The following is a 26,087-nucleotide window of genomic DNA, read 5'->3' as shown; positions in this document are numbered from 1 at the left end:
AGCTCGTCACAACACTCAAAAAGTAAGCGGTGATCATATTGACGGCGTCGCTCACAGGTCGGAGCGACCATTCCGGGAGGGAACATGAGGGGGTCTTGCCAGATGAAGGTTCTACTTCTCGCGGGCGTTGCGTGCTCGGTCATGGCTGCAAGCGCGGCGCGGGCCGAAGCGCCGGCCGACAAGAGCGACAAGGTCGACACCGTGCAAACGGTGGTCGTCACCGCGCGTCGCCGGGCCGAGGCGTTGCAGGAGGTTCCCGCGACCGTGACGGCCATCAGCGGGGCCGATCTGCGCGAGCGGGGCGTCACCAACATCCGGGACATCGTCGGCCTTGTCCCCAACGCGGTGATCCAGGACTCGCCCAACAACCTGAACACCTTCATCAACATCCGCGGGATGCAGCAGGTGAACACCCAGGCCGAACCGAATGTCGGCCTCTATCGCAACGGCCTCTACGCCGGCGGCGAGCGGGAGAACCTCGGCGCTCAGGTCGATATCGAACGGGTCGAGGTGCTACGCGGGCCGCAGGGCGGCTACTACGGGCGCAGCTCGGTCGGCGGCACCGTCGTCGTGATCGACGCCATGCCCAAGCACGACTTCGGCGGCTATGTGAAGGCGTCTTACGGCAGCTATCATCAGGCCGACATCGAGGGCGCGGTCAATGTGCCGGTCAATGATGTGGTCGCCCTTCGCTTCGCCGGGTGGAGCTTCAAGCAGACCCAAGCGGAAATGAAGAACGCGACGCTGAATCAGTATATCGGCGCCTTCAGCGACCGGGGCCTGCGCGCCAGCGCCTCCATTCAGCCCAACGATCGGCTGGATGTGCAGCTCCTCGCGGAATACGAGGCCTATCGCGGGCCTGCCCTGAGTTCCTACGCGCCGGGCGGCATTCACGGCAACGGCCTGACCTTCCAGCCGACGCCGAAGGAAACCTACGAGACGGTCTATCGCGATACGTCGTCCGTCTCGTCGAAGACCAACGCCTATATGTTCGAGAAGATGACGTACCACACCGACATTGGCGACCTGTCGGTGAACGCGAGCTATCGCCAATACGGCTTCCACTCGCTCTACGACCTCGACCAGACGCCGTTGGGGCCGCCCTACAACATCGCCGCGACGTCCGGCGAGCACGATGTGGTGCATGACACCTTCGTGGAGGGCCTGTTCTCGTCCAAGCAGGACCAGCCCTTCACCTGGATGGTCGGCGCTTCGTATTTCAAGGAAGACTACGCCTACTCGGTCGCGGGCCGTTACACGCTGAACGTCGACGCCGTGACTGGAATGCCCTTGGGTCTCGGCGTTCAGACCGTTCCCGTCGGAAGCCCCAGCCCCGGCACCAGCATCAACACCCGATCCTCATCGGTGTTCGCCACCGCCGCCTACGCCTTTGATGACCACTGGTCGCTCAGCGGCGGCCTGAGGTTCAATCATGACAGGAAGGCCCTGGTCTTCCGCTCGGGCATTCAGCCGATCGCCAATCCGACGCTCGCCTATGTGGCGGGCGCGGCCTTCGGTGCAACGTTCCCGACCTACAACCTCGACATCAGCAAGTCGTTCGACTTCACCGCGCCGTCGGTGACGCTGAAGTACGCGGTCAACACCGACCTGAACTTCTACGTGACCTATTCGACGGGCTTCCGTCCGGGCGCCTTCAATCTCACCCCGACCTCGGCGTCCACCGTGCCTTATGACGAGGAGCGGGCCCAGAACTACGAGGCTGGCGTCAAGGCCGTCCTGTTCGGCGGTAAGGCCTCGATCGACGCAGCCGTCTTCTACATGCCGCAGGACAACGTGCTGATCACCCAGTCCACGGCTCTGGCTCAATCCTACTACGCCAATGTGGGGACGAGCCGCACCAAGGGCGTCGAGGTCGAGTTCCTGTTCAAGCCGGTCTCGTGGTTCAGCGGCGGGATCAGCGTTGGCGTTCTTGATCCGCGCTTCGACAAGGCGGTGGTCAACGCGGGCAAGCCGAACGCCTTTACGCTGGACGGCAAGCTGCTGCCTTATACCCGGAAGGGGACGTTCAACGCGGTGTTCAACATCGATCGCCCCGTTACCGACGCCGTCCATTTCGTGGCCTCGGGCTCGGCGCGTATCGAATGGGGCGGCAAGCTGGGCGACTATGTCGGCGTGCTTCAGAGCTACAAGCAGTTCAACAAGATCGACCTGCAAGCCGGCGCGCTGGTCCACGATAATCTGCGGGTCACGGTCGGGGTGAAGAACCTGTTCGATCAGCACGTGCCGCAGTTCCTGTTCTACAACGGCGCCCAGACGGTGACCGAGGGGCGCACCTTCAGCTTCGACATCTCGCGCAAGTTCTGAGCTTAGACCGTCGCGGCGGCCGGCGCGCGCTGGCCCGGCGGAAGGCGGACGCCTGGCAGCCCCCAGCGCGTCCGCCGGCATGTCCGGCCGGCCGCGGGTTCCAGAGGACCTTTCCCCATGAAAAGACTGACCGCCAAGCGCGCCCTGGTCACGGCCTCGGGCCAGGGCATCGGTCGGGCCATCGCCGAACGCTTCGCGGCCGAGGGCGCGGAGGTCATCGCCACCGACATCAATCCGGCGCTGCTCGACGCGCTGAGCGGCGTGACGACCCGGGTGCTGGACGCGACCGACGCGGCCGCCGTCCGCGCCGCCGCCGCGGAAGTCGGCGCCGTCGACATCCTCGTCAACGCGGTCGGCTATGTGCACTCCGGGTCTATCCTGGAGTGTGACGAGAAGGGCTGGTCCGACTCTTTCAGGATCAATGTCGACACCATGTATCAAACGTGCCGGGCGTTCCTGCCAGGAATGCTTGAGCGCGGACACGGCATCATTCTCAACATCTCCTCCGTCGCCAGCTCCCTGAAGGGAGTTCCCAACCGCTTCGCCTACAGCGCCAGCAAGGGGGCGGTCCTTGGCCTGACGAACGCCATCGCGGCCGATTTCGTGGGGCAGGGAATCCGGTGCAACGCCATCTGCCCGGGCACCGTGGAGTCCCCCTCGTTGCTGGAGCGCTTGAAGGCGACGGGCGACTTCGAGGGCGCGCTCGCGGCCTTCCGGGCTCGTCAGCCGATGGGGCGCCTTGGCCAGCCCGAGGAAATCGCCGCCCTGGCCGCCTACCTCGTCAGCGATGAGGCCGCCTTCACCACGGGCCAGGCCCTGGTCATCGACGGCGGTTGGTCGATGTAGACCGGGCTCGTCCCCGTCTCTTGAAAGGAATCCCGGACGTGAAATTCATCCGCTTTGGAGAGCCCGGCGCCGAGAAGCCCGGCGTGATCGACGCCGACGGCGCCATCAGGGATCTGTGGGGGCTTGTCGCCGATATCGACGGCGCGACCCTTTCCAGAGGCGCGGATCTGGGTCTTGGATCGCTGGACCTCTCCGCCCTGCCGGTGGTTGATCCGGCGACGCGGATCGGTCCGTGCGTGGGCGGGGTGAGCAAGTTCGTCTGCATCGGCCTCAACTATTCGGATCACGCCGCCGAAACTGGCGCCGCCGTCCCGCCGGAACCTGTCGTCTTTCTCAAGGCGACCAGCGCCATCTGCGGGCCCAACGACGCCATCGAGCGTCCCCGCGACTCGACCCGGCTCGACTGGGAGGTCGAGCTTGGCCTCGTCATCGGCAAGAAGGCGAAATACGTTTCCGAGGCCGAGGCGATGGATCACCTGTTCGGCTATTGCGTGATCAATGACGTGTCGGAACGCGCGTTCCAGATGGATCGGCACGGCACGTGGGACAAGGGCAAGGGATGTGACACCTTCGGCCCCATCGGTCCCTGGCTTGTCACGCGCGACGAGATCGCCGATCCGTGCGCGCTGTCGATGTGGCTGGAGGTGAACGGCCGCCGTTTCCAGAACGGATCCACCGCCACGATGATCTACAAGCCCGCCTTCCTGATCGCCTATGTTTCGCGCTTCATGACCCTGATGCCCGGCGACATCATCTCGACCGGCACGCCGCCGGGCGTCGGCATGGGGCAAAAGCCGCCCGTCTGGCTTCAGCCCGGCGACGTGGTCGAGCTGGGCATAGAAGGCCTGGGGCGGCAGAAGCAGACGGTTGTACAGGGCTAGCCTTGGACGCCGAACCCTAGCGGGCCGCCATCTCCTTCTCCGCCGCCACGAGCGACTCGCGGGAGATGTCGGCGACCGTTCGCGCGCCGGTCAGGATCATCGTGACGCGCAGGTCGGCCGCCAGGAGGTCGAGCAGGTGCTCCACCCCGCGCTGACCATCCGCCGCCAGCGCATAGGCATAGGCGCGGCCCAGCAGGACGCCCTGGGCCCCGAGGGCCAGCATCCGCGCGACATCCAGGCCCGATCGAACGCCCGAGTCCGCGAGGATCGTAAGGTCGCCGCCCACGGCGTCGGCCACCCTTGGAAGCGCCCGCGCGGTGGGGATCGCGCCGTCGAGCTGGCGTCCGCCATGGTTGGAGACAACGATCCCGTCGGCGCCCATTCGCACGGCGTCGCGCGCATCCTCCGGATCGAGAATGCCCTTGAGGATCAGTTTGCCCTTCCAGCTGTCGCGGATCCACTCGAGGTCGGCCCAAGTGATCGACGGATCGAAGTTCCGGGCCAGAAACCCCGTATAGTCCTTCATCCCCATCCTGCGCCCGACATAGGCCTCGATGTTGCCGAACGACAGGGGACGACCCAGCAGGCCGACATCGACCGCCCATTCCGGATGGGTGAAGGCCTGCAGATATTGGCGTAGCGTGGCGGCGGGCCCCGCCATGCCCGAGCGCCGGTCGCGATAGCGAGAGCCCGGGGCGGGCATATCGACCGTGAAGACCAGAGTCTTCATGCCCGCGGCCCAGGCGCGTTCCAAGGCGTTGGTCATGAAGCCGCGATCCTTCAGCACATAGAGCTGGAACCAGAGCTGATCTCCGCCGGCGCGCGCGACCTCCTCGATCGAGCAGACGGAAACGGTCGACAGCACATAGGGAACGCCCCTGATCGCCGCCGCCCGCGCGACCTGGGTCTCGCCCCGGCGAGCGTACATGCCCGTGGCCCCGACGGGGCCGAACGCGATGGGCAGCGTCCAGCGCTCGCCGAGGATCTCCGCGCCGAGGCTGGGCTCGCCGACGCCGCCGAGCACGCGCTGACGCAAGGCGACCTCCCGCAACGCTGTCACATTCGCGTTCATCGTGCTTTCGGTCACCGCGCCGCCGTCGATGTAATCGAACAGGAACCGGGGGAGGCGACGCCGAGCGGCTTCCCGATAGTCGGTGGGCGCGGAGATGATCATTGGCGGTCTCCCTGGCTCAGGCGCCGATATCGAGATCTCGTCTCGATAGGCGGGGCGTATCAATTCTAGAAATGAGAATTTTGAATACACATTAGTCGAAACTGGAATTTGACCTCGCGGAGGCGTCGACGAGGTCCAGCCACGCCCTCGCGGCATGGGACAGATAGGCGCCGCGACGCCAGATCATGGTCAGGCGCCATTCGGTCTCGGCTTCGGCCAGGATGGGCGTGCCCAGGCCGGCGCGCCGAGCGGGCTCCGCCAGCATGCGCGGCACGAAGGCGACGCCCAGGCCCTCGTTCGCCAGTTCAAGCAGGAAGTCGACCTGACTGCTGCGAGCCGCGACTTCCGGCTCGAACCCATGTCGGCCGCAGGCGGCCAGGATCAGCCGATTGATGCCGAAGCCTTCACTGAACAGTAGAAATGGAATGTCGCGCAAGGCGTTGACATCCACCGCGCCGGCGCGCGCCAGCGGGTGGTCGGCGCGCAGAACCGCGACCAGCGGCTCACGCCGGACATCCTGCCATTCGAGGTCGTCAAATCCGGGCATCAGGCTGGCGGCCAATTCCAGCTCGCCGGAACGGACCAGGTTGGTCAGCTCGTCGCCGCCATGCTCGGTCAGCTTGATTTCCAGGCCAGGATATAGCGCGCGAAAACGCGCGACGAGCGGACCAAAGATGCTGCTGCTGGCGACGGGCGGCAGGCCGAGGCGCAGGGTCCCGCGCTTCAGCCCGCGCACCTCGTCGATTTCGGCCAGCAGGTCGGCGCGATCCGCCAGAAGCTTCACCGCCCGGGGGTAGACGACCTCGCCAAGCGGCGTCAGTCGCGTTCTGTGACCGATGCGGTCCAGGAGCGGCGCGCCGATCTCGTCCTCCAGCTGCTTCACCGCCTTGCTGACCGTGGACTGCGTCGCGAAGACCACCTTGGCCGCCTGGGAAAAGCCTTGCTGGCGAACGACCTCGACAAAGGCGCGGAGCGTGCGGAACTCCATGTTCTATTCCTATTTCGAATGAATGATAGGAATATAAATCGTTTTCTTCTCGACGCGCACGCGAATAGAGCCATCGGATGCTCGACCTCCGCCCAACAAGCCGAACGGACAGGCCCAGCGCGAACGCCGCGCGACGTCGCCGCGCCCTCTCGCGCTACGTGGCGCGACGGGCAGGCAAAAAGGGCTACAGCTTCGAGCCCGGCGCGCTGGCGGGGCCAGAGGGGCTGATAGGCGGGGCCGCGGTGGCGCTGCTGGTCGCCGTCGCGCTTGTCTTGCGTCGCCCGGATTTCGCGTGGGCGCCCTACGCGGCCTTCTGGACTTGCCTGGCGGACCCGGGCGGGGGGATGACGCGGCGACTGCGGGCGATGACGGCCTTCATCGTCTGCGGCGGGCTCGTCGCGGGTCTGGTGTCGGCTTTCGCCGCCCCGGCTGGCTTGGCGAACGGAGCGCTTCTTTCCGCGCTGGTCGGCTTACTGATCTATGTCGGGCTCTCGTCGTCGGGCATGGGCGGCGTCGGGGTCCTGGTGGGCGTCGTCGCCGTGGTCGCGGCGGAGCAGCCGGTCGGGGCGGCGGACGCGGTGATGGTCGCGCTGGTCTTTTTCCTGGGCGGCGCGCTGACCATGATCTTGTGCTTGGCGACCGTGGCTTGCGTCCCGCCGACGCGGCGTTCGCCGCGCGAGGATCGAGCGCCGCCGGCGGATCCGCGAACTCTAAGCCATGCCTTGCTGGCCGCCATCGCCGTGATGGCGACCTATACGGCGGTCCACGCGCTGTCGCTGGCCTATCCGCAGTGGGCGACCGTCGCGGCCGTCGTGGTCGTTCGGCCCGACGTGCACGCCTCGCGCCGTCGGACGATCGAGCGCGTGGCCGGCAGTCTCATCGGCGCCGCCGCGGCCGCGCCCCTGATCCTGGCCGTCAAGGAGCCTTGGGCGCTGGTTCCGCCGATCTTCCTGCTGGCGGCGGCGGCGATCACCCTGCGTAAGGTCAACTACACCCTGTTCGTCAGCTTCCTGACACCCCTGTTCATCGTCATTGGGGCGACCATGGTTCCGAGCCTGGCCCACCAGGCGGCCGCCTCGCGGGCCGAGGACAACATGATCGGGAGCGTCCTCGCCACGCTGGGGTGCGCGCTGGTCTGGGGCGGGTGGCGGCTCGTCGGCGCAAGATTGCCGCGACGCCTCAAGATGACCGGATGATGCTGGGCGGAGAGGGCGCTTCATTGGAGCGCGTTCTGTCCGGCTGGGCGGGCGTTTGGGCACAAGGCCGCGCCGGCTGCTTTTAGCCCGCCACTCCCAGCAGGAGGCGCGCGCCGACGGCCAACGCCAAGGCCGGCGGCATGACCAGCGCGCCGACCTTGAGGAAGCGCCAGAACGTCACGTCCTCGCCTTCACGGCGTATGGCTGTCAGCCACAGAATGGTCGCGAGCGAGCCGGTGATCGACAGGTTCGGGCCCAGATCCACCCCGATCAGCAATGCGTCGATCACCATGCGAGGCGGTTGAGCCTGGCTGATCGCGGTGCTGGCGATAAGGCCCGCCGGCAGGTTGTTCATCAGGTTGGACGCGAAGGCGAGCAGGCCGCCCCAGACGGCCGCGGTGATAGGCGCGGAGCTTTCGGACGCGCTCTTGAGCGCTTGGGCCAGGGCACCGATCAGTCCGGTGTGCTCCAGGGCTTCGACCAAGACGAAAAGCCCGGCCACCAGCGGTAGGACGCTCCAGGAAACGCTCTTCAGGACCGGCCAGGGCGCGGCCTTGCGGGCGACCAGGATGGCGACGGTCGTCGCCGCGCCGAGCAGGGCCGTGGGCGCGCCCAAGGGCTTGTCGAGCGCCGAAACGATCACCAGGGCAAGCGCCGTGACGGCGATTCCGGCGAGAGCCAGCTTACCGCCGCCCGACAGCGGCGGCTGGTCTATATCGCGCTCGCAAACCGCGTCCAGGCGGCGGGCCTCGACCCACCTCAAGACCAGATAGGTCGCCAGGATGGCCAGCAGGGACGGCAGAGTGAAGCTCGCGAGCCACCGTCCCAGGGGCGGCGTATGGTCGCCATAGAGCACGATGTTGGCGGGGTTGGAGATCGGCAGGACGAAACTGGCGGCGTTGGCCACGAAGGCGCAGACGAACAGGTAGGGCAGCGGGTCCACCTTGGCCTTGCGCGCGGCCGCGAACACCGCGGGCGTCAGAACGACCGCCGTCGCGTCGTTGGACAAGAAGACCGTCACCACCACGCCCACGGCGTAGATCAGCAGGAACAGGCGTCGTGGGGAGCCCTTGGCGTGATTGACCGCATAGGCCGCCACCCAGTCGAACAGGCCTTCGCGGCGCGCGACCTCCGACAGAAGCATCATGCCGATCAGAAAGAGGTAGACGTCCAGCCCCTTGCCGACCGCCGCCAGCCCCGCCGTCAGGGGAAGCAGCCCGGTCGCGACCAGCAGGATCGCGCCGCCGGCGGCCCAGATCGCTTCGGGGAGTCTGAAGGGGCGGGCGATGACGGCCGCGGTCGCGATCGCCGATATCGTCCAGATCGCCAGGTTGGCGGTCGATGGCGCCATGATCAACTTCAATAGAGGGGTTAGGCGCGCATCGGCCCTGCACCGGTAAAGCACATCGGAACGCCGAGGGCCACGCCCCAAGGCTTAGGGGGCGTGGTGTCCATCTCTTCGCGTGGCGCCATCGGCCGCGGCCTTAGGTTTCCGAACCCGAGGTCAGTTCGAAGAGGTCGTTCAACTTGTCGCGGACCTGTCCGAGAATGTCCTCGCCCCATTCCTCCGTCATGTTCGAGACCACGTCGCCAAAATGCGCGTGGTCGAGCAGGCGAAGGCCACAGACCCCGCACAGATGCAGGTCGAACACCGCCATCAGGGCTTTCAGGGCGCCGGTGCTGTTGACCCAGCGTCCGGGCGCGCCGGAGGTCGAAAAGCTGGTCAAGGTGACGCCGTCCAGCAGCGCCTCCATGCGGCCATTGATCGAAGCGTAGCCGAAGCCCATGCCGAACACCCGATCGACATAGCCCTTCAATATCGCCGGCGGCGCGTTGAACCAGAAGGGATAGACGAAGATCAGGCTCTTGACGTCCTTCAGCAACGCCCGTTCGGCGAGGACGTCGGCGGCCGGGGTCGCGCCCTGGCCAGTCGGCATCTCCTCGGCCTTCAGGCGCGGATCGAAATCCATCGCGTAGAGATCGCGCAGCACCACTTCGTGGCCATGCGCGCTCAGGTGGTCCACGCACGCGCGGGCCATCGCCGCGCCGAAGCTGGTGGGTTTGGGGTGGGCCAGGATCACCGCGTGTTTCATGCTTACGCCTCCTCCCGGGATGGCAGGTCAGAAGGTTCGCTGGGCGACGAACAAGACGCTGCTCGTGAAAGACGTCCTCTTGGTTAGACCGAAGGGCGGTGAACTGGAATGCGGGACAATACCTAGGTCCGCGCCCTCCACGGTGGAGGCTTGACGGGGAAAGGCAGTCAAACCCTGCCGATGTAGAGAGGCCAAGCTTGGGTGCGCGCTGACCAGTCTACCGCCTTAAGTAGATGTCCCGAAGTAGATATCCCGAATATGCCGACCAGGCGACGCGCGTACCATGAGACGGGTTACTGGGAGGCCGTGATGCCAGTCTCGATGCAAGCCGCCGTTGTTCGCGCCTTTGGCCAACCTCTCGTTCTGGAGAGCCGGCCACGACCGGCGCCCGGTCCTGTTCAGGTCTTGGTGCGGATCGCCGCCTGCGGGGTCTGCCACACCGATCTGCACGCCGCGCACGGCGATTGGCCGATCAAGCCGGCGCCGCCCTTCGTGCCGGGCCACGAAGGCGTCGGCGTCGTCGTCGAGATCGGCGCGGGCGTCGAGCATCTCAAGCAAGGGGATCGCGTCGGCGTGCCTTGGCTGCATACGGCCTGTGGCCGTTGCGAGCACTGCCTGTCCGGCTGGGAAACCTTGTGCCAGGAGCAGAAGAACACCGGCTATTCGGTCGATGGCGGCTTCGCGGAATACGCCCTGGCCGACGCCAATTATGTCGGACATATCCCCGACAATCTGTCGTTTCTGGAGGCCGCGCCGATCCTGTGCGCCGGCGTCACCGTCTACAAGGGCTTGAAGGTCTTGAACGCCCAGCCCGGCGACTGGGTGGCGATCTCGGGCGTGGGCGGTCTTGGACACTTGGCGGTGCAATACGCCCTGGCGATGGGCTTCAAGGTCGCGGCCGTGGACGTGGCCGAAGACAAGCTTGAGTTGGCCAAATCCCTGGGCGCGCGCGTGGTCGTCAACGCCGCCAAGGCCGATCCGGTCGAGACGCTCACCCGGGAAATTGGCGGCGCGCATGGCGTGCTGGTCACGGCGGTTTCGACGCGCGCCTTCGCCCAAGCCCTGGGGATGGTCCGACGCGGCGGGACAGTGTCGCTCAACGGGCTGCCGCCCGGCGATTTCCCGCTGTCGATCTTCGACACCGTTCTACGCGGAATAACCGTCCGGGGCTCGATCGTCGGCACGCGCCTGGATCTTCAGGAGGCGCTGGCCTTCGCGGCGGACGGCAAGGTGCGGGCGCGGATCGAACGCTATGCCGGCCTGCAAGACATCAACGCCATCTTCGCGCGGATGCTGGACGGGCGGATCGAAGGCCGGGCCGTGCTGGACCTGGAGGCGGCGGAGTAGGGGCGTCCCGTCGTTCACGCGAGCCGGGCGCGGACCCGAAAGCCGGACCCGCCGCCCTTCTTTGAGACGGAGCAAGACGATGAAGAACATTCTCCTGCTGGTCCACGAGGACAAGGGCCAGGAAGCGCGACTTCAGACCGCGCTCGATCTGGCCAGGGCGCTGAACGGCCATATTCGCTGCGCCGAGGTCACGCCATTGCCCGTCTATCCGGGCGACTTCGACGGATCGATGGCGGGCATGGTCGTCGCCGAGGACATCAAGACCGAGGCGTCTCTTCGCCGTCGGCTCGATGTCCGACTGGCGCATGAAGACGTCAGCTTCGATTGGACGGATGACCTGGGCGACATGGCCCTGTGTCTCGCCAACCAGTCGCGATTGACGGATCTGATCATCGTCAATTGCAAGAAGGACGCCTTCTTCGAGCAGGATCGTCGCGGCCTAGCCAGCGATCTGGTGATGTCGGCGCGCTGTCCGATCGTCGCTGTTCCGGACGCGGCCGTGGGTCTGAATGTCTCGGGGGCAGCCATGATCGCCTGGGACGGATCCGAACCCGCCGCGGCGGCCCTGCGGGCGGCGATCCCGCTGCTGAAACTGGCGCGCTCGGTTCATCTGGTCTCGGTGGGCCAAATCGTCGACGGTCCCTCGGCGCGGGCCGCGGCCGTCTATCTCTCGCGCCATGATATTCACGCCAAGGTCCACTTGCTGGACTCGGTGGCGCAAACGCCCGACGTTCTGCTGCTGCGCCAGGCCGAGATCGATCGCGCCGCCTACTGCGTGATGGGGGCCTATGGACGGGGTCGTCTGTACGAGACCGTGTTCGGCGGCGTGACGCGGCGCATGATCGAGGCGGCCAGGATTCCGCTGATCTTGAGCCGGTAAGCCCTTGGAAGGCCCAGGTCGCCTCTTTGAGCGGCCCGGGCCTTGCCGTGAAACGCGCGCGCTCAGGCGTCTAAGGGCGTGACGGGCAGTTTCAGGAACACGTGACCCGCCGGTGTCGGCGGCGGCAGCGCTCCGGCCCGGATGTTCACTTGTAGCGAAGGCAGGATCAGCGTCGGCGGCGCCAGGCTCGCGTCGCGGGCCGAGCGCAGAGAGGGCGAGGTCATAATATTAGATATTGCTAAATTAGATTAATCTAATATATTGAGGTCATGTTCGATCTATCGCGTTTCGACGTCAGCCAGTTCGAGATCAGCGCCGCGCGGGCCGCCAAGCTCCTGCGCGCTCTGGCCAACGAGCGTCGGCTGATGATCCTGTGCCAACTCGCCGACGGCGAACGGTCCGTGGGGCAGATCCAGCCCCTCGTCGGCCTCTCGCAGTCGGCTCTGTCGCAGCACTTGGCGGTGCTGCGAGAGGAGGGGATCGTGGCCTCGCGCCGCGAAGCCACCAGCCTCTGGTACCGGATCGCCGATCCCGCCGCCCTGAAGGTGGTCGGCACGCTCGCGGAGATCTTTTGTCCTCCGACGGAGAGCGCCGCTCATGACCACGCCGCTGAATCCCCTGAAGCCTGAAGAGGTCGCTCGGCGTCTGGCCGACGGGCGCGCCGTGCTGATCGACATCCGCGAGGCCGACGAGTTCGCGCGGCGGCGGATTGGCGGGGCGCTGTCTCGGCCCCTGTCGACCCTGGACGGCAAGGGTCTTGGCCTATCCGACGCGCGCGAGGTGATCTTCACCTGCCGCTCGGGAATGCGCACCGGCGCGAACGGTCAGCGTCTGTCGGTCGCCTGCGGGCGGCCCGCCCACGTGCTGGAAGGCGGGCTCGATGCCTGGGATCAAGCCGGGCTGCCGGTCATGGTCAATGTCAAAGCGCCGCTGGAGCTGATGCGTCAGGTGCAGATCGTCGCCGGATCGCTAGTCCTGGTCGGCGTCATCCTAGGTCTGATGGTTTCGCCGTGGTTCCTCGGCGTGGCCGGCTTTGTCGGGGCGGGTTTGACCTTTGCCGGCGCCACGGGATTTTGCGGCATGGCGCGGCTGTTGGCTCTGGCGCCCTGGAATCGTCCGGCGTCGGCGTGAGATCATGGATCCCAGCCTCATCGTGGCCGCCTTCAGCGGAGCCTTGGTCGCCTTGCTGCTGACACTGTTTGGCGGCGGCGGGTCCGTGCTCGCCACGCCTTTATTGCTTTACGCCGTCGGGGTGAAAGACGCGCATGTGGCGATCGGAACCTCGGCGGCGGCCGTGGCGGCGAACGCCGCCGTGGGTCTGGCCGCCCAGGCCCGAGCGGGGCGGGTGAAATGGCCCTGCGCCCTGACCTTTGGCGCGCCGGGTCTGGTCGGTTCGCTCGTCGGCGCGCGCCTCGCGCCCCGCCTGGCGTCGCGGGGCGTGCTGACGCGTCGAATATTCGACGCCATGATCGTCGCGACGGCGGGCTACATCTTTTGGCGCGCGGTCTCCGGCCTGTCGTAAGGGCTCTAAATCAAATGTTTAGAGCGTGAGATAAGCAGAAACCGGCAGCCTCACGCTCTGGGCGGTCGTGCTATCTCTCGTCGGACATCGCCAGAGCCGCCACCGCGTTCGCCGCGCGCACCGTCAGGCAGCGGGCGGCGTGCTCCGCGCAGCGCGTGATCAGCGCGTCGCCTTCCGGGAAGGTGGCGATCTGGCCGGCCTCGTAGAGATTGGCCCGGCCGGTGCGCTTGGCGTGCGCCTCCTTGGCCGTCCAAAGTTCAAGAGCCAGGGATGGCCGGCCAGCGATCCGCCGGCGCTCCTCGGGCGTGAAGGCGTCATCGGGGGGCGGATCCTGATCCAGGCGCTCGACATCGACGCCGACGGGCTGGCGCGCCACGGCGATGGCGAGGAAGGGCCAGCGGCCGCCCAGACTGACGTGCCAGCCCTCGGGCCCGACGATCACCGGCGCGCCGAGCGGCGAGCGGCCGATCTCGACCTCGTCCGGGTGACGTCCGGCCAAGGCGGCGACCAAACCCTTCACGAGCCGCCGCCGCGCCAGCCGCGACGCGCCGTCGGCCCGTCCGGCGAAGTCGGCATAGTCGGCCGAGGTCAGAGTGGTCCGCCCCATCACGGCCTCGGCTTCGGGACTTCCCAGCGACGTCAGCCACGCCAGGGGAAGCTCCGGAGCCCGCGAGAGGTCGAGCGGGCCGACGATCCAGCTCACCGCGCGGCGATACGGGCGGGCGAGCCTTCCCACGACGTGCCGGCGGGCAGGGTCTCGCCTTTCATCACCACCGACAGGTCGCCTAGCACCGCGTCTTCGGCCAGTTCGGCGTCGTAGAGCACGATGGCGTAGGATCCGATCGTGGCCCGGTCACGGATCGTGACGCCGCTGACCTTCATGACCCGGTCCTCGAAGAGGTGGGTCTGCAGGCCGCCGAGATCATTGATCGCCACGTCGTCGCCGATTTCGACCAGGTCGTGTTCGGTGATGTCGGTCGTATCGAGATAGCAGCGCTTGCCGATCTTACAGCCCAGCAGTCTTAGGTAGACGGCTAGCCAGGGCGTGCCGCGCAGAGGCTCGAGCAGATTGGGCACGGCGAGGTTTTCGTAGGTGGCGGTGACCAGTTCCGTCCGCCACACGAAGGTGCTCCAAAGCGGCTGTATGGTCGACTTGTACCGGCCCATGACCAGCCATTTCAGCACGGCCACGAACAGGCCCGCGCCCAAGGCGAAGCCCATGTAGAGGAATGGGAAGCTGAGCGCCATCAGCCAGCCGCCATAAGGCAGATCATCGATCGTGCTGACGGTCGAGAGCAGCATGGCGAACAACGCCAGGAACACCGTCAGCGACAGGATCACGCGGACGAACTCGATCGAGAGCCGCGTGGCGACCAGACGCTTGGAGGGGTTGAAACGCGCGCCCTCGTCGAACAATCCCACCACTTGCCGGCTGGGCAGGGACAGCGGTGGCGAGCCGAACCAGGTGCCGCCGGGCTGGCTGGCCTCGCCGTGTTCGGGCGGCTTTGACAGCACCCCGATCAGCACCTCGTCGCCGATCGTCGCGCCGGTGGGCAGCAGGGCGGAATTGCCGATGAAGCTGCGTCGGCCAATCCGAGTGTGCTCCAGCCGGACGGCGCCGGGCTCGACGCGCGCGGCGCCGAACTGCACGGCGTCGGCGATGAAGCTCTCGGGACCGATCTCGACGAGGTCCGGCACGATCTTGGCGGCGGTCGAGATCTCGGCGCGCCGGCCGACCTTCACGCCAAGCGCCCGGTACCAGGGCAGGACGTACAGCGTGGCGTAGATCGGGTGCAGCAGTCGCAGCGCGAGGTCGTTGATCTGCTGCACGAACCAGAACCGCACATAGAAGAACGAGTTCAGGCTGTAGCGTCCGGGCTTTACCTTGCCCATCAGCACGTGCTTGGCGAACACCGTCAGCAAGCACATCATCACCACATAGGTGATGGCCAACAGCGGCGTGATGAGCAGATAGCCGTAGCCGTCCGTCTGCCATTCCATCTCGATCATCAAGACGAGGCCCGGCGCGATCGGCAGGATGGCCATCAGCGGCAGCAACGCGGCGCCGACCAGCAAGGCCAGACTGGTCAGGACCCCGCGTAGAGGCGTCTCGGGCGGCGCCGCGCGCAGCTCCGCCTTGCGACCGGTGGGTTGGGCGGGTGAGCCGTCCCAGACCTCGCCGGCCGGCGCGTGCTGACCGGCGCCGAGCGCCGAAAGGTCTTCCAGCACCGCGCCTTCGCCCAGCGAGGCGCCGCGACCGACCACGGCCATCGAGCCGACGAAGGCCCGAGGCGCGATGGTCACAGGACCCAGGTGCAGCAGGCCGCGCTCGACCGCGCTGGTCGCCAGCAGAGCGTCGTCGCTAAGGATCGAGCCCTCGCCCAAGGTGACCAGGTCCGCCGCGTCGATGTTGCCTTGGCCGATGAACGCGCCCTTGCCGATCTTGGCGCCGAGAAGGCGGTAATAGACGCGGATCATTGGCGTTCCGGCCATGTACGGCGTGGCGATGACCTCCGAGAACCGCCGCACGAACCACCAGCGGAAATAGTACGCGCCCCATAGAGGATAGCTGCCCGCCCGATAGCGGCCGATGACCAGCCACTTGACGGCGATGGAGGCCGCCACGGCGAGGGGCGGGATGAAGATGAAGCTGAGACCGCTCAGCAACAGGGCGCTGACCTTCGACATGTCGCCCGACAAGTGCGTGTAGGTCAGATAGGGGAAGAACCACTGCAGCCCGGCCACCGCATAGATCGGGATCAGGGCCAGGGTCTGGGCGACGTAGCAGGTCCAGCGCTTCCAATCGGCGATGCGATGGAAGTCCTGGGCCTCGTGACGCTTGCCGACGGGACGGTCGCCCAAGCGAGCGGCCAAGCCTCTGATGGTGGGCGCGGCGTACAGGTCCTGGATCGAAACGCCCTCCAGGCCCGGCAGCTTGCGGATGGCCGAGACCAGGCGCGCGGCCTTCAGCGAGTGACCGCCCAGGTCCTCGAAGAAATCCTCCAGCACCGAGACCTTGCGCGGGGCGAAGGCCTCGGCCCACACCGCGTGCAGGGTTTCTTCCATAGGCGTGGCGGGCGGCTCGATCTCGCCCTCGGCCTGAACCTCGCCTTGCGGTCGGACCAGCGCCTTGCGGTCCACCTTGCCCGAGGCGGGCAGGGTGGGCAGGGCGTCCAGCTGTTGATAGACCGCCGGGCGCATGTAGTTGGGCAGGCGTTCGCGAACGCGAGCGCGGATGGGTTCCAAATCGATCGCCGCGCCGCCGCGTCCGACCACGAAGGCGGCCAGCACCTCGCTGCCGTCCTCGTCCTGGAAGAGGTGTGCCACGGCCTGGGCCACGGCCGGATCCTCGGCGATGACCGACTCGATCTCGCCCAGTTCGACGCGGAAGCCGCGGATCTTCACCTGTGTGTCGATACGACCCAGGAACTCGATGTCGCCGACCGCGTCCAGCCGGACCAGGTCGCCGGAGCGATAGATCCGGGCGGGGGCGCCATCGGGCGTGTTGAACGGCGTGGTGACGAACTTGGCTTCGGTCAGGTCGGGGCGGCCGACATAACCCCTCCCAACGCCGGGACCGCCGATGACCAGCTCGCCCTCGGCGCCAGCCGGGACCGGCCAAAGGGATTCATCGACGATCCACGCGGAATAGCCCGGCAGCGGCCGGCCGATCGTGACGCGTTGACCCGGTTGCAGTTCGGTCCAGGTTGCCGTGACGGTGGTTTCGGTCGGGCCATAGGTATTGAGCAGGCGCAGGCCCGGCTTGGCCCATCGGGCGACCAGGTCCGGCGGACAGGCCTCGCCGCCCAGATTGAGCAAGCGCAGGCCGGGCATCTCGTGCTCGACCAGCGACAGCAGCGACGGCACCACGTGCCAGACCGTGACGCCCGCCTCGGCCAGCGGTCCGGCCATGTCCGGCCCCGCCTTGGCCAGGGTTTCGGAGGCCACCAGCAGGGTCGCCCCGACAAAGAAGGCGCTCCACATGGTCTCGACCGACATGTCGAAGGCCAGGCTGAAGCCGCCGAACACCCGGTCCTCCGGCTCCATCGCCAGGATGGCGCATTCCGAACGCACCAGATGGCAGGCGTTGGCGTGGGTGATCATCACGCCCTTGGGGCGCCCGGTCGTGCCGGAGGTATAGATGATATACGCGAGGTCGTCGGGCTGCGCGCCGGTGTGTTCGCGGGTGATCAGGGAGGGGACCTGAGCGGCGAGTTCGCCCAGTTCCTCATCGACCACCAGGGTGGCGATCGGCATGGCGCTGGCGCGCTCGCGCTCGGTCACCACCAGTCGCGCCCCGCTATCTTCGATGATGTAGTCGATCCGGTCCTGCGGATACGACCAGTCAACGGGCACGTAGCAGCCGCCGACCCAGAGGATGCCCAGGATGGCCATGTACTGGTCCAGGCCGCGCGGCAGGCAGATGACCACGCGATCGCCTCGGGCCACGCCTAGCGCCGTCAGATGATGGGCGAACTGCAGCGCGCGGCTGTGCAGCTCGTCATAGCTGATCTCGGTGCGGCGCGCGCGATCGGGTTCGGGGTCCAGGATCCGCAGCGCGGTGCGCGTGGGCGTGCGGCGGTAGGCGGCCTCGAAGATCTCGTGCAGCAGTTCGTCGCGCGCATAGGGCTCGCCTTCACGCACCGGAGCGGTCGGCGCTATCGGCGCGAACACGCCGCCATCGACCCGAGCGTCCGCCGGCGAAAGATCATCGGCCATCCATACCTCGTCGTTCCCACCGTGTCCGGCGACGCCGGATTCGGTTCGTCTGTTTCCTCCCGAGTTTGGCGTCCCCGGGGAGAGGCGTCCACCACGCGAGAAGGTCGTCCTGAACGCTGTGAAGGCGCGCGCCGCGCATCGGTGTCACGGGGCGCTAGTTCCGGTAGAGCCCGGCCGCGCGGCGTCGCGGTCGGCGGGAGTCCGCAGGCCTCGGACAAGGTCGAATATTCCCAGGCCCACGATGACGGTCAGGTGCATGAATAGGGTCACGAGGGCCAGGGCGGCCAGCAATTCGGCCACGGAAGAATGCGCGCCGAGCACCAGCAGCATCAGGTTCCCGAACACCAGGTCCTTGTTCGACAAGAAAGGGATGCGTGAGACCAGATAGCGCACGGCCAGCAGCACAAGCCAGACGCCAGGAGCGACCTGCGGCAACGACATCCGCCAGACCAGGACGGTGAGAGAAAGCGCGGCGATCAGTCGCACCGTGTGGATGGCGGCGGTAAAGGCCAACTGCTTGGGGCGCAGCGAGAAGACTCGGCTTCCGAACGCCAGGAGGCCGACCGAAGCGGCGACGGGAACCAGGCCAGACCAGAGCGCGGGCCCCAGACGCTGGGCCAGATCGAGGGTCTTGAGCTGCGTCGCGCTGATCGCCGCCAGGCCCACGGTGAAGAGGTTGCCGAGCAGCGCCGACAGGATGTTCACGTCCTTGATGGCGCGGAATGGCGTGGCGACCGAGCCAGCCATCCGGCGGGCCCAGACATAAAGGTAGGCCTCGCCGCTATAGCCCACGACCACCTCGTTGATCGCCGTCTTGCGCAGCAGCGCCTCGAAGCCGGCGACCGGGAGGTTCCAGAGTCTGCGATAGATCACCAGGTCGCCCAGGGGCTGGACCAGGTACAGCAGCAGCAGCACCGGCCAGACCGCCAGCGGTAGCCTGAGGATCATCCTGAGCGCGTTCGTGGTCGCCCCGCCCAACTGCAGCAGAATGGCGGCCACCAGCCCCACCGACACAACGGCGCCCAGTACGTTCCACACGCGCGCGTTGCGGTTTGTCGTCTCTTCCGGCGAATCGGCCTCCGCCGCGATGTCGGGGGACAAGGGCGCGTCCTTCGGCGGGGTGTTCATCGCCTTGTCGCCGTTCCGCGCGTGGCTTGGTCCGCGACGGTCTTATAGTGCGCGAAGAGGTCGGCGAAATGGTCGATGTCGCGCCTAACATGGCTGGCGGCCTCGTTCGCGGCGGCCTTCAAAGATCTCTGGTCCCGCGAGAACAGGCGCCGGATCGCGGCGGCGGCCGCTTCGGCGTCGCCCCAATGATAGATTTCGGAAGTTTGGGGCAGGGCCAGGTGGGCGAAACCGCCACGGTCGGGGCCCACGACAGGCAACCCGCTGGCCATGGCTTCCGCGGGGATCAGGCCGAAGGTCTCGGACTCGCAGCCGTGAACCAAGGCGTCGGCGCTCGCGAGATGGGCGGCCAGCAGGCCTCTGTCGAGAATGGGCGCGAGCAAATGCACGTAAGGCTTTCCAGCGGCGGCGTGACGGACCCGGGAGCGGTCGATGCCGTCCCCTATCAGCACGAAGCCGATTGGAATATCCGCGCCGGCGCGGCTCACCGCCTCGATCACCATGGGCCAGCGCTTTTCCGGGTGGAAGCGCCCGACGCCCAAGACCAGCTTGGCGTCGTCGGGGAGGCCGCAAGCCTTCAAAAGCGCCGAACGCAGGCCCTCGTCCCGCTTTCGCGGTGAGAAGGCGTCGCGATTGATGCCCAGGGGAATGCTGGTCACGCCACGGACGCCCTGATCCTCGAGACGATCGGCCAGCCAGGGGCCGCCGGTCACGATCGAGTCGAAGCGGTCGGTCGTCTTGCGCATGTAGCGCCAGAACCATCCGAACAGCCGGTCGATCTGCTCGGGACTGGCCACCGGCGCCAGCCAGCGCTGGGGATAGGACGCGACCGGATCGGCGTGCATGAACATCGCGCGGGGCGTGGGCGCGGGCCAGTTGGCGACGATCCAGGCTCCACGCCAGGGCGAGGAGGCCTCGACAAGATCGGGCGCCAGGGACGCAAGCCGGTCATGCACCGGCGCCGCGTCCCAAAACATGTGATAGTTCGCGTCGAACGGCAGGCGAGGGGCGCGGATCTGGATCACGCCACCGCCGGGCCGCGCATCGAATCGGTCTTCCGGTCCGGGCGCGATCACGAACAGTTCGTGGCCCAGCCCCGCGGCGGCTTCGATCTTACGGTCGATATAGGTCCGCACGCCGCCGCCAGTGGGCGAATAGAACTCGGCGACATCGACTACCCGCATTGCATTGTCCGGTATGCTTTCACCAAAAAACGCCGTCGTTTCCACTAAATCAGTACCGTGACGGTGATGCGGCCGAGCGCCTTCATAAAAAATATGGCCTGACCTGCTGTAAATCGCGGTGGTTTCGAAATACGTGCGGCGGCGGGGCAGGCGCGTCGTCGTTGTCAGCGAGGACTGGACGCGCACGTGGAAGGACGATCATGGACATGAAGGCGCTGATGTATACGGATCGCGAGCGCCCGCTGCGGATCGCCCTGTTCTCGGGGAACTACAACTACACGATCGACGGCGCCAACAAATCGCTGAACCGGCTGGTCGGCCACCTTCTGAGGACGCTGGGCGCCGAGGTGCGGGTCTATTCTCCGACGTCGCCGCGTCCCGCCTTCGCGCCCGAGGGCGATCTCGTCTCGGTCCCGTCCGTGAAGATCCCCTTCCGGGCCGATTATCGCCTGGCGCTGGGTTTGCCGCGCTCGGTGCGGCGCGACGTCGAAGCGTTCGCGCCCGACCTGATCCATCTATCCGCGCCGGACTTCCTGGGCGGAGCGGCGCAGCGCCTGGGACGGGACCTGAAGATTCCGGTGGTCGCCAGCCTCCACACGCTGTTCGACACCTATCTGGACTACTACGGCCTGGGCCGGCTGCGGCCGCTGGTGCGTCGCAATCTCTGGAAGTTCTACGGCGGCTGCGACTACGTCCTGGCGCCGACGACCGCGATCGCCGAGGAGCTGAAGGCCCAGAACCTGCCGGCCCAGGTCCGAATCTGGGCGCGGGGCGTCGACCCGGAACTCTTCAACCCGGCGCGTCGCGATGACGCCTGGCGGCTGGCCCAGGGCTTCGACCCCAACCGCCCGGTGATCGTCTTCCTGGGGCGGCTCGTCATGGAAAAGGGCCTTGGGGCCTTCGCCGAGACGATCCAGCGATTGGAAGACGCCGGGCGGGCGCCTCAGGTTCTGGTGATCGGCGATGGTCCGGCCCGCGCCTGGTTCGAGGAAAGGCTGCCTAGGGCGGTCTTCGCGGGCTTCCTATCCGGCGAGACCCTGGCGAAGGCGCTTGCCAGCGGGGATATCTTCCTCAATCCGAGTACGACCGAGACCTTCGGCAACGTGAACCTGGAGGCGATGGCGTCCGGGTTGGCGATGGTCTGCGCCGAGGCGCCCAACACCCGAGCCCTGCTGCGCCATGGCCGAAACGCCCTTCTGTGCGCCGACCAGCCCGAGGCCTACGCCGAGGCGCTGTCCCAGCTCCTTCTGGATGGCGAAGAGCGTCGGCGCTTGGCGCTGGAGGCCCTGGAGCGCAGCGCCGCCTATCGCTGGACGGAGATCCTGGACGAGGTCGTCGAGGTCTATGCCGAGGCCCTGGGGCGTCCGTCGAAGGTTTCCGAGCCGTTCGCCCCGGAAGCTCGCCCCTTGGTTCGGCGGCAAGGGGGAGCGGCCGAGCCTCAGCCGGCGAGCTTGCCCGTTCTCTAGAGAAAATGCTCTAGACGCCCGACTCTGGAGAGCGCGCTCGCGCGATAGCCATTCATGATCCCGACCACGCTCGACCGTTACCTGCTCAGGCGCGCCCTGACGCCGATGGCGGCCGTTCTCATCAGCACGATGGTGGCGTTCCTGATGGAGCGCCTGATGCGGTCGTTCGACCTGCTGTCCCAGACGTCGGAAGGCTTGCGGTTTCTGTCCGAGCTCCTGGTCAACCTCGTTCCGCATTATGTGGGCCTGACCCTGCCCGGCGGCTTCTTCATCGGCCTCTTTGTCGTCGTCAACGGACTGAACCGCAGCTCCGAAATCGACGCGATCCTCGCCAGCGGCGTGTCGTTGGGGCGGTTCGCCGCGCCATTCGTCGGCCTGGGCGTGCTGCTGATGTTCCTCAGCGTGCTGCTGTTCGGGTTTATTCAGCCCTATAGCCGTTATGCCTATCACGCCGTGCTCCACGCGGTTCAGAACGCGGGATGGAATGGCGACGTGCGACCAAGGGCTCTGCTGTCCGCCGGCCCCGAGATCTTTCTGACCGCCGACCGAGCCGATCCCAGCGGCAGCCACCTTCAGCACGTCTTCATCCGCAAGATCGGTCCCGAGGGGCGCGAGGACCTGCTCTCGGCCGCCGCGGGAGAGCTGCGCAAGAACGCCGACAACAAGAGCGTTCGGCTTGAGCTGATCGACGGTCGCCAGGTCAGCACGACCAAGCGCGCCGAGGTCTATGTGCTGAACTTCACCCGCACGGTCGTCGACCTGCCGCTGGCGCCGCCGTCCAAGCCGCTCAAGGAGCGCGGCGGCGAGGTGAGCGAACTCACCCTCGTGGAGCTGGCGCAGCAGGGTTTCGGGCGGGCGGAGCCGGCTTTGCCCCGCCAGACCTTGCTGGCCGAACTCTATTCTCGATCGGCGCGCGCGCTGCTGCTGCCCTTCCTACCGCTTCTCGCGGTGCCGTTTGGCCTCAGCGCCAAGCGCGCGGGGGCCGGGTCGGCGATGACCACCGGCGGGCTTTTGCTGTTCAGTTTCGAAACCCAGATGGTCCTGGGCCAAGGCCTGTCCTCGGGCGCGCGTCTTCCGGCGCTGTTCACGATCGCCTTGCCGGCCGCGGGCTTCATGGCGGCTTGCGTCGTCACGTTCCTGGTCAGCCGCAAGCGTCCGGGCGAGAACCCGGTGAGCTGGCTGACCGAGCACATCGCCGAGGTGTTCCGCGCGATCGCCAAGGCCCTCAAGCCGCGCCGCGCCAAGCCCTCTCAAGACGCTCAAGCGAAAGTTTGACTGGGCGGGAGACGGGAGCGTCAAGGCGCTCCCGCGGCGCTGTGTGCTTTCAAGACAACATCGCACCGGTAATTTGGTCTAGTCCAAACGGGACGGCCTCTCCGCTGGGATCCCATTCAAAAATTACCAGCCGCGCACATTGAAATGTCACATGGGTGTCGCCGCCGGCTGCTTTAAGCGCTCTGGTCCATACCAGTTGGGGCAGGGGAACCATCATGTCGAAGCGCTATTCCGCTCGAGCCGCGCGCTCGAACCGCAAGAATCTTTTGCTGGCGACCGTCTCGGCGCTGGTGGTGGGCGCCAGCGGGTCGACCGCTTTCGCGCGTCAGGCCGCGAGCTCGGCGGCGGGCGATCAGGTCGATGAAGTCGTCGTCACCGGCTTTCGCAAGTCGCTCAGCGACGCTCGGGCCATCAAGCGCGACTCCATCATCCTGAAGGACGCGATCGTCGCCGAGGACATGGCGAAGTTTCCGGAATTGAACCTGGCCGAGTCGCTGCAGCGCCTGCCTGGCGTGCAGATCACCCGAGAAGCGGGCGAGGGGCGGCGGATCTCGCTGCGCGGCCTGGGTCCGGATTTCGCGCGCGTGCAGCTGAACGGCATGGAAGTGCTGGGCAATGTCGACTCGGCTCAGGACAGCCGCGGCCAGCGCTCGCGCGACCGGGCCTTCGACTTCAACATCTTCGCCTCCGAACTGTTCTCGAAGGTCGAGGTCGAAAAGACCTTCGAGGCCGCGCAGAACGAAGGCGGCATGGCCGGCACGGTGGGTCTCTTCACCGGCAAGCCGTTTGATTACAAGACCGGCTCCAAGGGCGCCGTCTCGCTGAAGTTGGGCACCAACCAATACACCAAGGACGCCCAGCCGCGGATCGCCGCTCTGTTCAGCCAGAACTGGGACAACAAGTTCGGCGTCGCGTTCTCGGTCGCCTACGGCAAGCGCGAGACCACCGAGCAGGGGCACAACACGTACAACTACAGCCACCTGTCCAAGAGCGACGTTCAGGGTCTTCTCAACAAGGGCGTCGACATCTCCCACCTGACCGCCGCGCAGCAGGCCCGGTTCATGGCGGGCGACCTCTATTTCGCCGACGGCAACCGTCTGTCGTCCTGGAACGCGAAGCAGGAGCGCCTGGGTCTCACGGGCGCCGTGCAGTGGAAGCCCGTCGACAATCTGTTGCTGACGCTCGACGTGCTGCACGGTGAATTCACCACGCACCGCGACGAACTGCACTTGGCCACCCGCCCTCTGAACGGCCTAGGCTCGACCACGCTGGACGGCGCCAAGGGCTCGCCCTGGCCCGCTCAATTCCAAAACGGCACGGTGCTGAACGACTTCCGCGTCGACCCGAACGGCTATGTCACGATGACCAACGCCAGCAACGTGACCTTCGGCAGCGAGCATCGTCGTGAGCTGAACAAGAACCGCTTCAACCAGGTGGCCCTGACCGGGAAGTGGGACGCCACGGATCGCCTGGTGATCGACGGCCACGTGGGCTACGAGAAGTCGACCTACAGGACGCCGTATGACGACAAGCTCTACATGCGGGCCAAGGGCAATCTGATCGCCGACTACGGCGTCGATGGGCGCTCGGCGACTTTCCAGTATCCGAACTGGGATCCGACCAACCCGGCCAACTACGCGATGGACAACTTCTACTATCGCTCCTTCCGCAACCAGTCGGAGCTGATGGAAGGCGTGGTCAACGCCCATTACACGCTGAACCCGGTCTGGACCCTGCGGGCGGGCGCCGCCTATCACAAGTTCAAGCAGGACGGCATCGACCTGTTCTATGACGGCGGCGCCAACGGCACGACCGGCAAGACGCGCGGCACGTCGGTCGCCGACATCACGACGGTGTTTAGCAACAGCGCCGGCTCGTGGCTGATCGGCGACTACGCCAAGGCCTTCGCCAAGTACAAGGAGTACCACCGCCTCGAGAAGAACACGGACGGCACGGGCGGCGTCATCCAGGACATCGAGAACGTCTACAATACCCAAGAGGCGACCGTTTCGGAGTACATCCAGGCCGATTGGGACACCCAGCTGCTGGGCAAGCGCTTCCGCGGCAATATCGGCCTGCGCGGCTACCAGACCGACACGCGCAGCTCGGGCTGGATCCAGGGCGACAGCTACGCCTACCTCGGTACGACCGACGTCAAGGGCAGCTATTCGGGCGTCCTGCCAGCGCTGAACACCGTGCTGGAACTGACGCCGGAACTGCTGGTGCGCTTCGCCGCCACCGAGAACCTGAACCGTCCGAGCCTGGGATCGATGGCCGCTCGCGGCAGCGCCTTCCAAGGTAATGAGACCTGCAACCTGAACGCCGACGCGGCCCACCAGAACTGCGACATCACCGCCTCGCGCGGCAATCCGAACCTGAAGCCGTTCAAGGACAAGACCCTGGACCTGTCGGTCGAGTACTACTTCGGCAAGGTGGGGCTGCTGTCGGCGGGCGTGTTCCAGAAGCGCGTCACCAACTTCATCGGCTCGACGACGCTGACGAATATCCCGTTCAGCCAAACCGGCGTGCCGTACACCACGATCCCCGGGGCGACCGCGAACACGATCGTCAAGGAATTCTCCATGCCGACCAACGTGGCCGGCACCAAGAAGATCACCGGGGTCGAGCTGGTCGCGCAGAGCCAGTTCACGTTCCTGCCCGCGCCGTTCAACAACCTCGGCATGACGGCGAACTACACCTATGTCGATGTGCCCGACGAGATCACCGGCATCTCGAAGACGAGCTACAACGCGACGCTCTACTACGAGACCGATCGTTGGGGCCTGCGCGGTTCGCTGAGCCACCGCGCGCGTTGGTACACGGGTCGTAGCGCCAACCCCATGAGCGCCGACACGCGCGGCTTCGAGGGCTCGACCTATGTGGACGCCTCGGCCTTCTATAACTTCACCGAGACGCTTCAGTTCTCGCTGAACGCCATCAACCTGACCAACCAGAAGGATACCCAGTTCTGGGGTCAGAACCGCTACCTCTATAACCAGAACCAGAGCGGCACGACTTACATGATGGGTCTCAGCTACAAGTTCTGACACGCATAGGCGCTAGGTT

Annotated in this window: 19 protein-coding genes and 2 pseudogenes; 12 read left to right on the top strand and 9 right to left on the bottom strand. The window is 66.5% G+C overall.

All coding sequences use genetic code 11. The features are described from left to right. Positions 1 to 102: 102 nt before the first annotated feature. The 3 genes from OR37_RS02305 (at position 103) to OR37_RS02295 (ending at position 4,052) form a co-directional block, all read left to right on the top strand. On the top strand, positions 103 to 2,325 hold the full coding sequence (locus OR37_RS02305) for a TonB-dependent receptor (protein WP_165570560.1): 2,223 nt from the start codon (positions 103 to 105) through the stop codon (positions 2,323 to 2,325). A 117-nt stretch (positions 2,326 to 2,442) separates the two neighbouring features. Beyond that, a complete protein-coding gene (locus OR37_RS02300; RefSeq protein ID WP_004615545.1) occupies positions 2,443 to 3,171 on the top strand; it encodes an SDR family oxidoreductase in 729 nt (242 codons plus the stop codon). 38 nt (positions 3,172 to 3,209) lie between these two features. Further along, entirely contained in the window at positions 3,210 to 4,052 is an 843-nt protein-coding gene (locus tag OR37_RS02295; protein ID WP_004615544.1) for a fumarylacetoacetate hydrolase family protein, read from the top strand. Between the two features lie 16 nt (positions 4,053 to 4,068). On the opposite strand, the gene lldD is transcribed toward OR37_RS02295, so the two are convergent. Both lldD and OR37_RS02285 read right to left on the bottom strand, forming a co-directional pair. Beyond that, positions 4,069 to 5,226, bottom strand: a complete 1,158-nt coding sequence (gene lldD, locus OR37_RS02290; RefSeq protein ID WP_004615543.1) for an FMN-dependent L-lactate dehydrogenase LldD — start codon at positions 5,224 to 5,226, stop codon at positions 4,069 to 4,071. A 91-nt stretch (positions 5,227 to 5,317) separates the two neighbouring features. After that, positions 5,318 to 6,214, bottom strand: coding sequence for a LysR family transcriptional regulator (locus OR37_RS02285; protein ID WP_004615542.1), 897 nt, complete (start codon positions 6,212 to 6,214; stop codon positions 5,318 to 5,320). Positions 6,215 to 6,291: 77 nt separating this feature from the next. Between OR37_RS02285 and OR37_RS02280 the strand changes: the two genes are divergently transcribed. Then, the gene (locus OR37_RS02280) at positions 6,292 to 7,410 is read left to right on the top strand and encodes an FUSC family protein (protein WP_004615541.1); all 1,119 of its coding nucleotides are present in this window, start codon (positions 6,292 to 6,294) and stop codon (positions 7,408 to 7,410) included. Between the two features lie 82 nt (positions 7,411 to 7,492). Here OR37_RS02280 and OR37_RS02275 read toward each other — a convergent pair whose 3' ends face one another. Together OR37_RS02275 and OR37_RS02270 are read right to left on the bottom strand one after the other, a co-directional pair. Continuing rightward, on the bottom strand, positions 7,493 to 8,761 hold the full coding sequence (locus tag OR37_RS02275) for an arsenic transporter (protein WP_004615540.1): 1,269 nt from the start codon (positions 8,759 to 8,761) through the stop codon (positions 7,493 to 7,495). Positions 8,762 to 8,894: 133 nt separating this feature from the next. Further along, complete coding sequence (locus OR37_RS02270; RefSeq protein WP_004615539.1) at positions 8,895 to 9,503, bottom strand: NAD(P)H-dependent oxidoreductase; 609 nt, start codon at positions 9,501 to 9,503, stop codon at positions 8,895 to 8,897. 309 nt (positions 9,504 to 9,812) lie between these two features. On the opposite strand from OR37_RS02270, the gene adhP reads away from it, so the two are divergent. Both adhP and OR37_RS02260 read left to right on the top strand, forming a co-directional pair. After that, positions 9,813 to 10,850 carry an alcohol dehydrogenase AdhP gene (adhP, locus tag OR37_RS02265; protein WP_004615538.1) on the top strand — a complete coding sequence of 346 codons (1,038 nt, stop codon included), beginning with the start codon at positions 9,813 to 9,815 and terminating at the stop codon, positions 10,848 to 10,850. Between the two features lie 79 nt (positions 10,851 to 10,929). After that, a complete protein-coding gene (locus OR37_RS02260; protein ID WP_004615537.1) occupies positions 10,930 to 11,730 on the top strand; it encodes a universal stress protein in 801 nt (266 codons plus the stop codon). 62 nt (positions 11,731 to 11,792) lie between these two features. Here the strand turns inward: OR37_RS02260 and OR37_RS21745 are convergent. Continuing rightward, positions 11,793 to 11,942: pseudogene (locus tag OR37_RS21745) on the bottom strand (hypothetical protein); the annotation flags it as partial. Between the two features lie 57 nt (positions 11,943 to 11,999). Between OR37_RS21745 and OR37_RS02255 the strand changes: the two are divergent. The 3 genes and pseudogenes from OR37_RS02255 to OR37_RS02245 all read left to right on the top strand — a co-directional run. Then, positions 12,000 to 12,359, top strand: a complete 360-nt coding sequence (locus OR37_RS02255; protein WP_004615534.1) for an ArsR/SmtB family transcription factor — start codon at positions 12,000 to 12,002, stop codon at positions 12,357 to 12,359. After that, the gene (locus OR37_RS02250; protein ID WP_004615533.1) at positions 12,328 to 12,861 is read left to right on the top strand and encodes a rhodanese family protein; all 534 of its coding nucleotides are present in this window, start codon (positions 12,328 to 12,330) and stop codon (positions 12,859 to 12,861) included. The genes OR37_RS02255 and OR37_RS02250 overlap by 32 nt, the downstream gene beginning before the upstream one ends. A gap of 4 nt (positions 12,862 to 12,865) precedes the next feature. Next, positions 12,866 to 13,174: pseudogene (locus OR37_RS02245) on the top strand (TSUP family transporter); the annotation flags it as partial. Between the two features lie 148 nt (positions 13,175 to 13,322). Here the strand turns inward: OR37_RS02245 and OR37_RS02240 are convergent. The 4 genes from OR37_RS02240 to OR37_RS02225 form a co-directional block, all read right to left on the bottom strand. Then, on the bottom strand, positions 13,323 to 13,955 hold the full coding sequence (locus tag OR37_RS02240; protein ID WP_004615531.1) for a 4'-phosphopantetheinyl transferase family protein: 633 nt from the start codon (positions 13,953 to 13,955) through the stop codon (positions 13,323 to 13,325). Further along, the gene (locus OR37_RS02235; RefSeq protein ID WP_004615530.1) at positions 13,952 to 17,971 is read right to left on the bottom strand and encodes a Pls/PosA family non-ribosomal peptide synthetase; all 4,020 of its coding nucleotides are present in this window, start codon (positions 17,969 to 17,971) and stop codon (positions 13,952 to 13,954) included. The genes OR37_RS02240 and OR37_RS02235 overlap by 4 nt, the downstream gene beginning before the upstream one ends. A gap of 144 nt (positions 17,972 to 18,115) precedes the next feature. After that, positions 18,116 to 19,099: a hypothetical protein gene (locus OR37_RS21740; RefSeq protein ID WP_004615529.1), complete on the bottom strand. Its 984-nt coding sequence runs from the start codon at positions 19,097 to 19,099 to the stop codon at positions 18,116 to 18,118. Beyond that, on the bottom strand, positions 19,096 to 20,466 hold the full coding sequence (locus tag OR37_RS02225) for a glycosyltransferase (RefSeq protein WP_235046530.1): 1,371 nt from the start codon (positions 20,464 to 20,466) through the stop codon (positions 19,096 to 19,098). The genes OR37_RS21740 and OR37_RS02225 overlap by 4 nt, the downstream gene beginning before the upstream one ends. A gap of 20 nt (positions 20,467 to 20,486) precedes the next feature. Here OR37_RS02225 and OR37_RS02220 point away from each other — a divergent pair, with 20 nt between their 5' ends. The 3 genes from OR37_RS02220 to OR37_RS02210 all read left to right on the top strand — a co-directional run bounded on the left by OR37_RS02220 (position 20,487) and on the right by OR37_RS02210 (position 26,068). Beyond that, positions 20,487 to 21,746 carry a glycosyltransferase family 4 protein gene (locus OR37_RS02220; RefSeq protein ID WP_419144044.1) on the top strand — a complete coding sequence of 420 codons (1,260 nt, stop codon included), beginning with the start codon at positions 20,487 to 20,489 and terminating at the stop codon, positions 21,744 to 21,746. Between the two features lie 54 nt (positions 21,747 to 21,800). Then, positions 21,801 to 23,021 (top strand): LptF/LptG family permease, encoded by a 1,221-nt coding sequence (locus OR37_RS02215; RefSeq protein WP_004615526.1) that lies wholly within the window; start codon positions 21,801 to 21,803, stop codon positions 23,019 to 23,021. Between the two features lie 215 nt (positions 23,022 to 23,236). Beyond that, positions 23,237 to 26,068 carry a TonB-dependent receptor gene (locus OR37_RS02210; protein WP_004615524.1) on the top strand — a complete coding sequence of 944 codons (2,832 nt, stop codon included), beginning with the start codon at positions 23,237 to 23,239 and terminating at the stop codon, positions 26,066 to 26,068. Positions 26,069 to 26,087: the final 19 nt, after the last annotated feature.

This window comes from Caulobacter vibrioides OR37 (genome assembly GCF_000372645.1).
Taxonomy (GTDB): Bacteria; Pseudomonadota; Alphaproteobacteria; order Caulobacterales; family Caulobacteraceae; genus Caulobacter; species Caulobacter vibrioides_E.
The sequence above is the reverse complement of the archived record's forward strand: the minus strand, read 5'-3'. Positions and strand labels throughout refer to the sequence as shown.

Bases quoted from the DNA above. Each gene is read 5' to 3' on its own strand.
- adhP (WP_004615538.1), top strand. From the start codon at position 9,813: ATGCCAGTCTCGATGCAAGCCGCCGTTGTTCGCGCCTTTGGCCAACCT.
- OR37_RS02285 (WP_004615542.1), bottom strand. From the start codon at position 6,214: ATGGAGTTCCGCACGCTCCGCGCCTTTGTCGAGGTCGTTCGCCAGCAA.
- OR37_RS21740 (WP_004615529.1), bottom strand. From the start codon at position 19,099: ATGAACACCCCGCCGAAGGACGCGCCCTTGTCCCCCGACATCGCGGCG.
- OR37_RS02260 (WP_004615537.1), top strand. From the start codon at position 10,930: ATGAAGAACATTCTCCTGCTGGTCCACGAGGACAAGGGCCAGGAAGCG.
- OR37_RS02280 (WP_004615541.1), top strand. From the start codon at position 6,292: ATGCTCGACCTCCGCCCAACAAGCCGAACGGACAGGCCCAGCGCGAAC.
- OR37_RS02215 (WP_004615526.1), top strand. From the start codon at position 21,801: ATGATCCCGACCACGCTCGACCGTTACCTGCTCAGGCGCGCCCTGACG.
- OR37_RS02220 (WP_419144044.1), top strand. From the start codon at position 20,487: ATGAAGGCGCTGATGTATACGGATCGCGAGCGCCCGCTGCGGATCGCC.
- OR37_RS02270 (WP_004615539.1), bottom strand. From the start codon at position 9,503: ATGAAACACGCGGTGATCCTGGCCCACCCCAAACCCACCAGCTTCGGC.
- OR37_RS02305 (WP_165570560.1), top strand. From the start codon at position 103: ATGAAGGTTCTACTTCTCGCGGGCGTTGCGTGCTCGGTCATGGCTGCA.
- OR37_RS02275 (WP_004615540.1), bottom strand. From the start codon at position 8,761: ATGGCGCCATCGACCGCCAACCTGGCGATCTGGACGATATCGGCGATC.
- lldD (WP_004615543.1), bottom strand. From the start codon at position 5,226: ATGATCATCTCCGCGCCCACCGACTATCGGGAAGCCGCTCGGCGTCGC.
- OR37_RS02255 (WP_004615534.1), top strand. From the start codon at position 12,000: ATGTTCGATCTATCGCGTTTCGACGTCAGCCAGTTCGAGATCAGCGCC.
- OR37_RS02210 (WP_004615524.1), top strand. From the start codon at position 23,237: ATGTCGAAGCGCTATTCCGCTCGAGCCGCGCGCTCGAACCGCAAGAAT.
- OR37_RS02235 (WP_004615530.1), bottom strand. From the start codon at position 17,971: ATGGCCGATGATCTTTCGCCGGCGGACGCTCGGGTCGATGGCGGCGTG.
- OR37_RS02300 (WP_004615545.1), top strand. From the start codon at position 2,443: ATGAAAAGACTGACCGCCAAGCGCGCCCTGGTCACGGCCTCGGGCCAG.
- OR37_RS02250 (WP_004615533.1), top strand. From the start codon at position 12,328: ATGACCACGCCGCTGAATCCCCTGAAGCCTGAAGAGGTCGCTCGGCGT.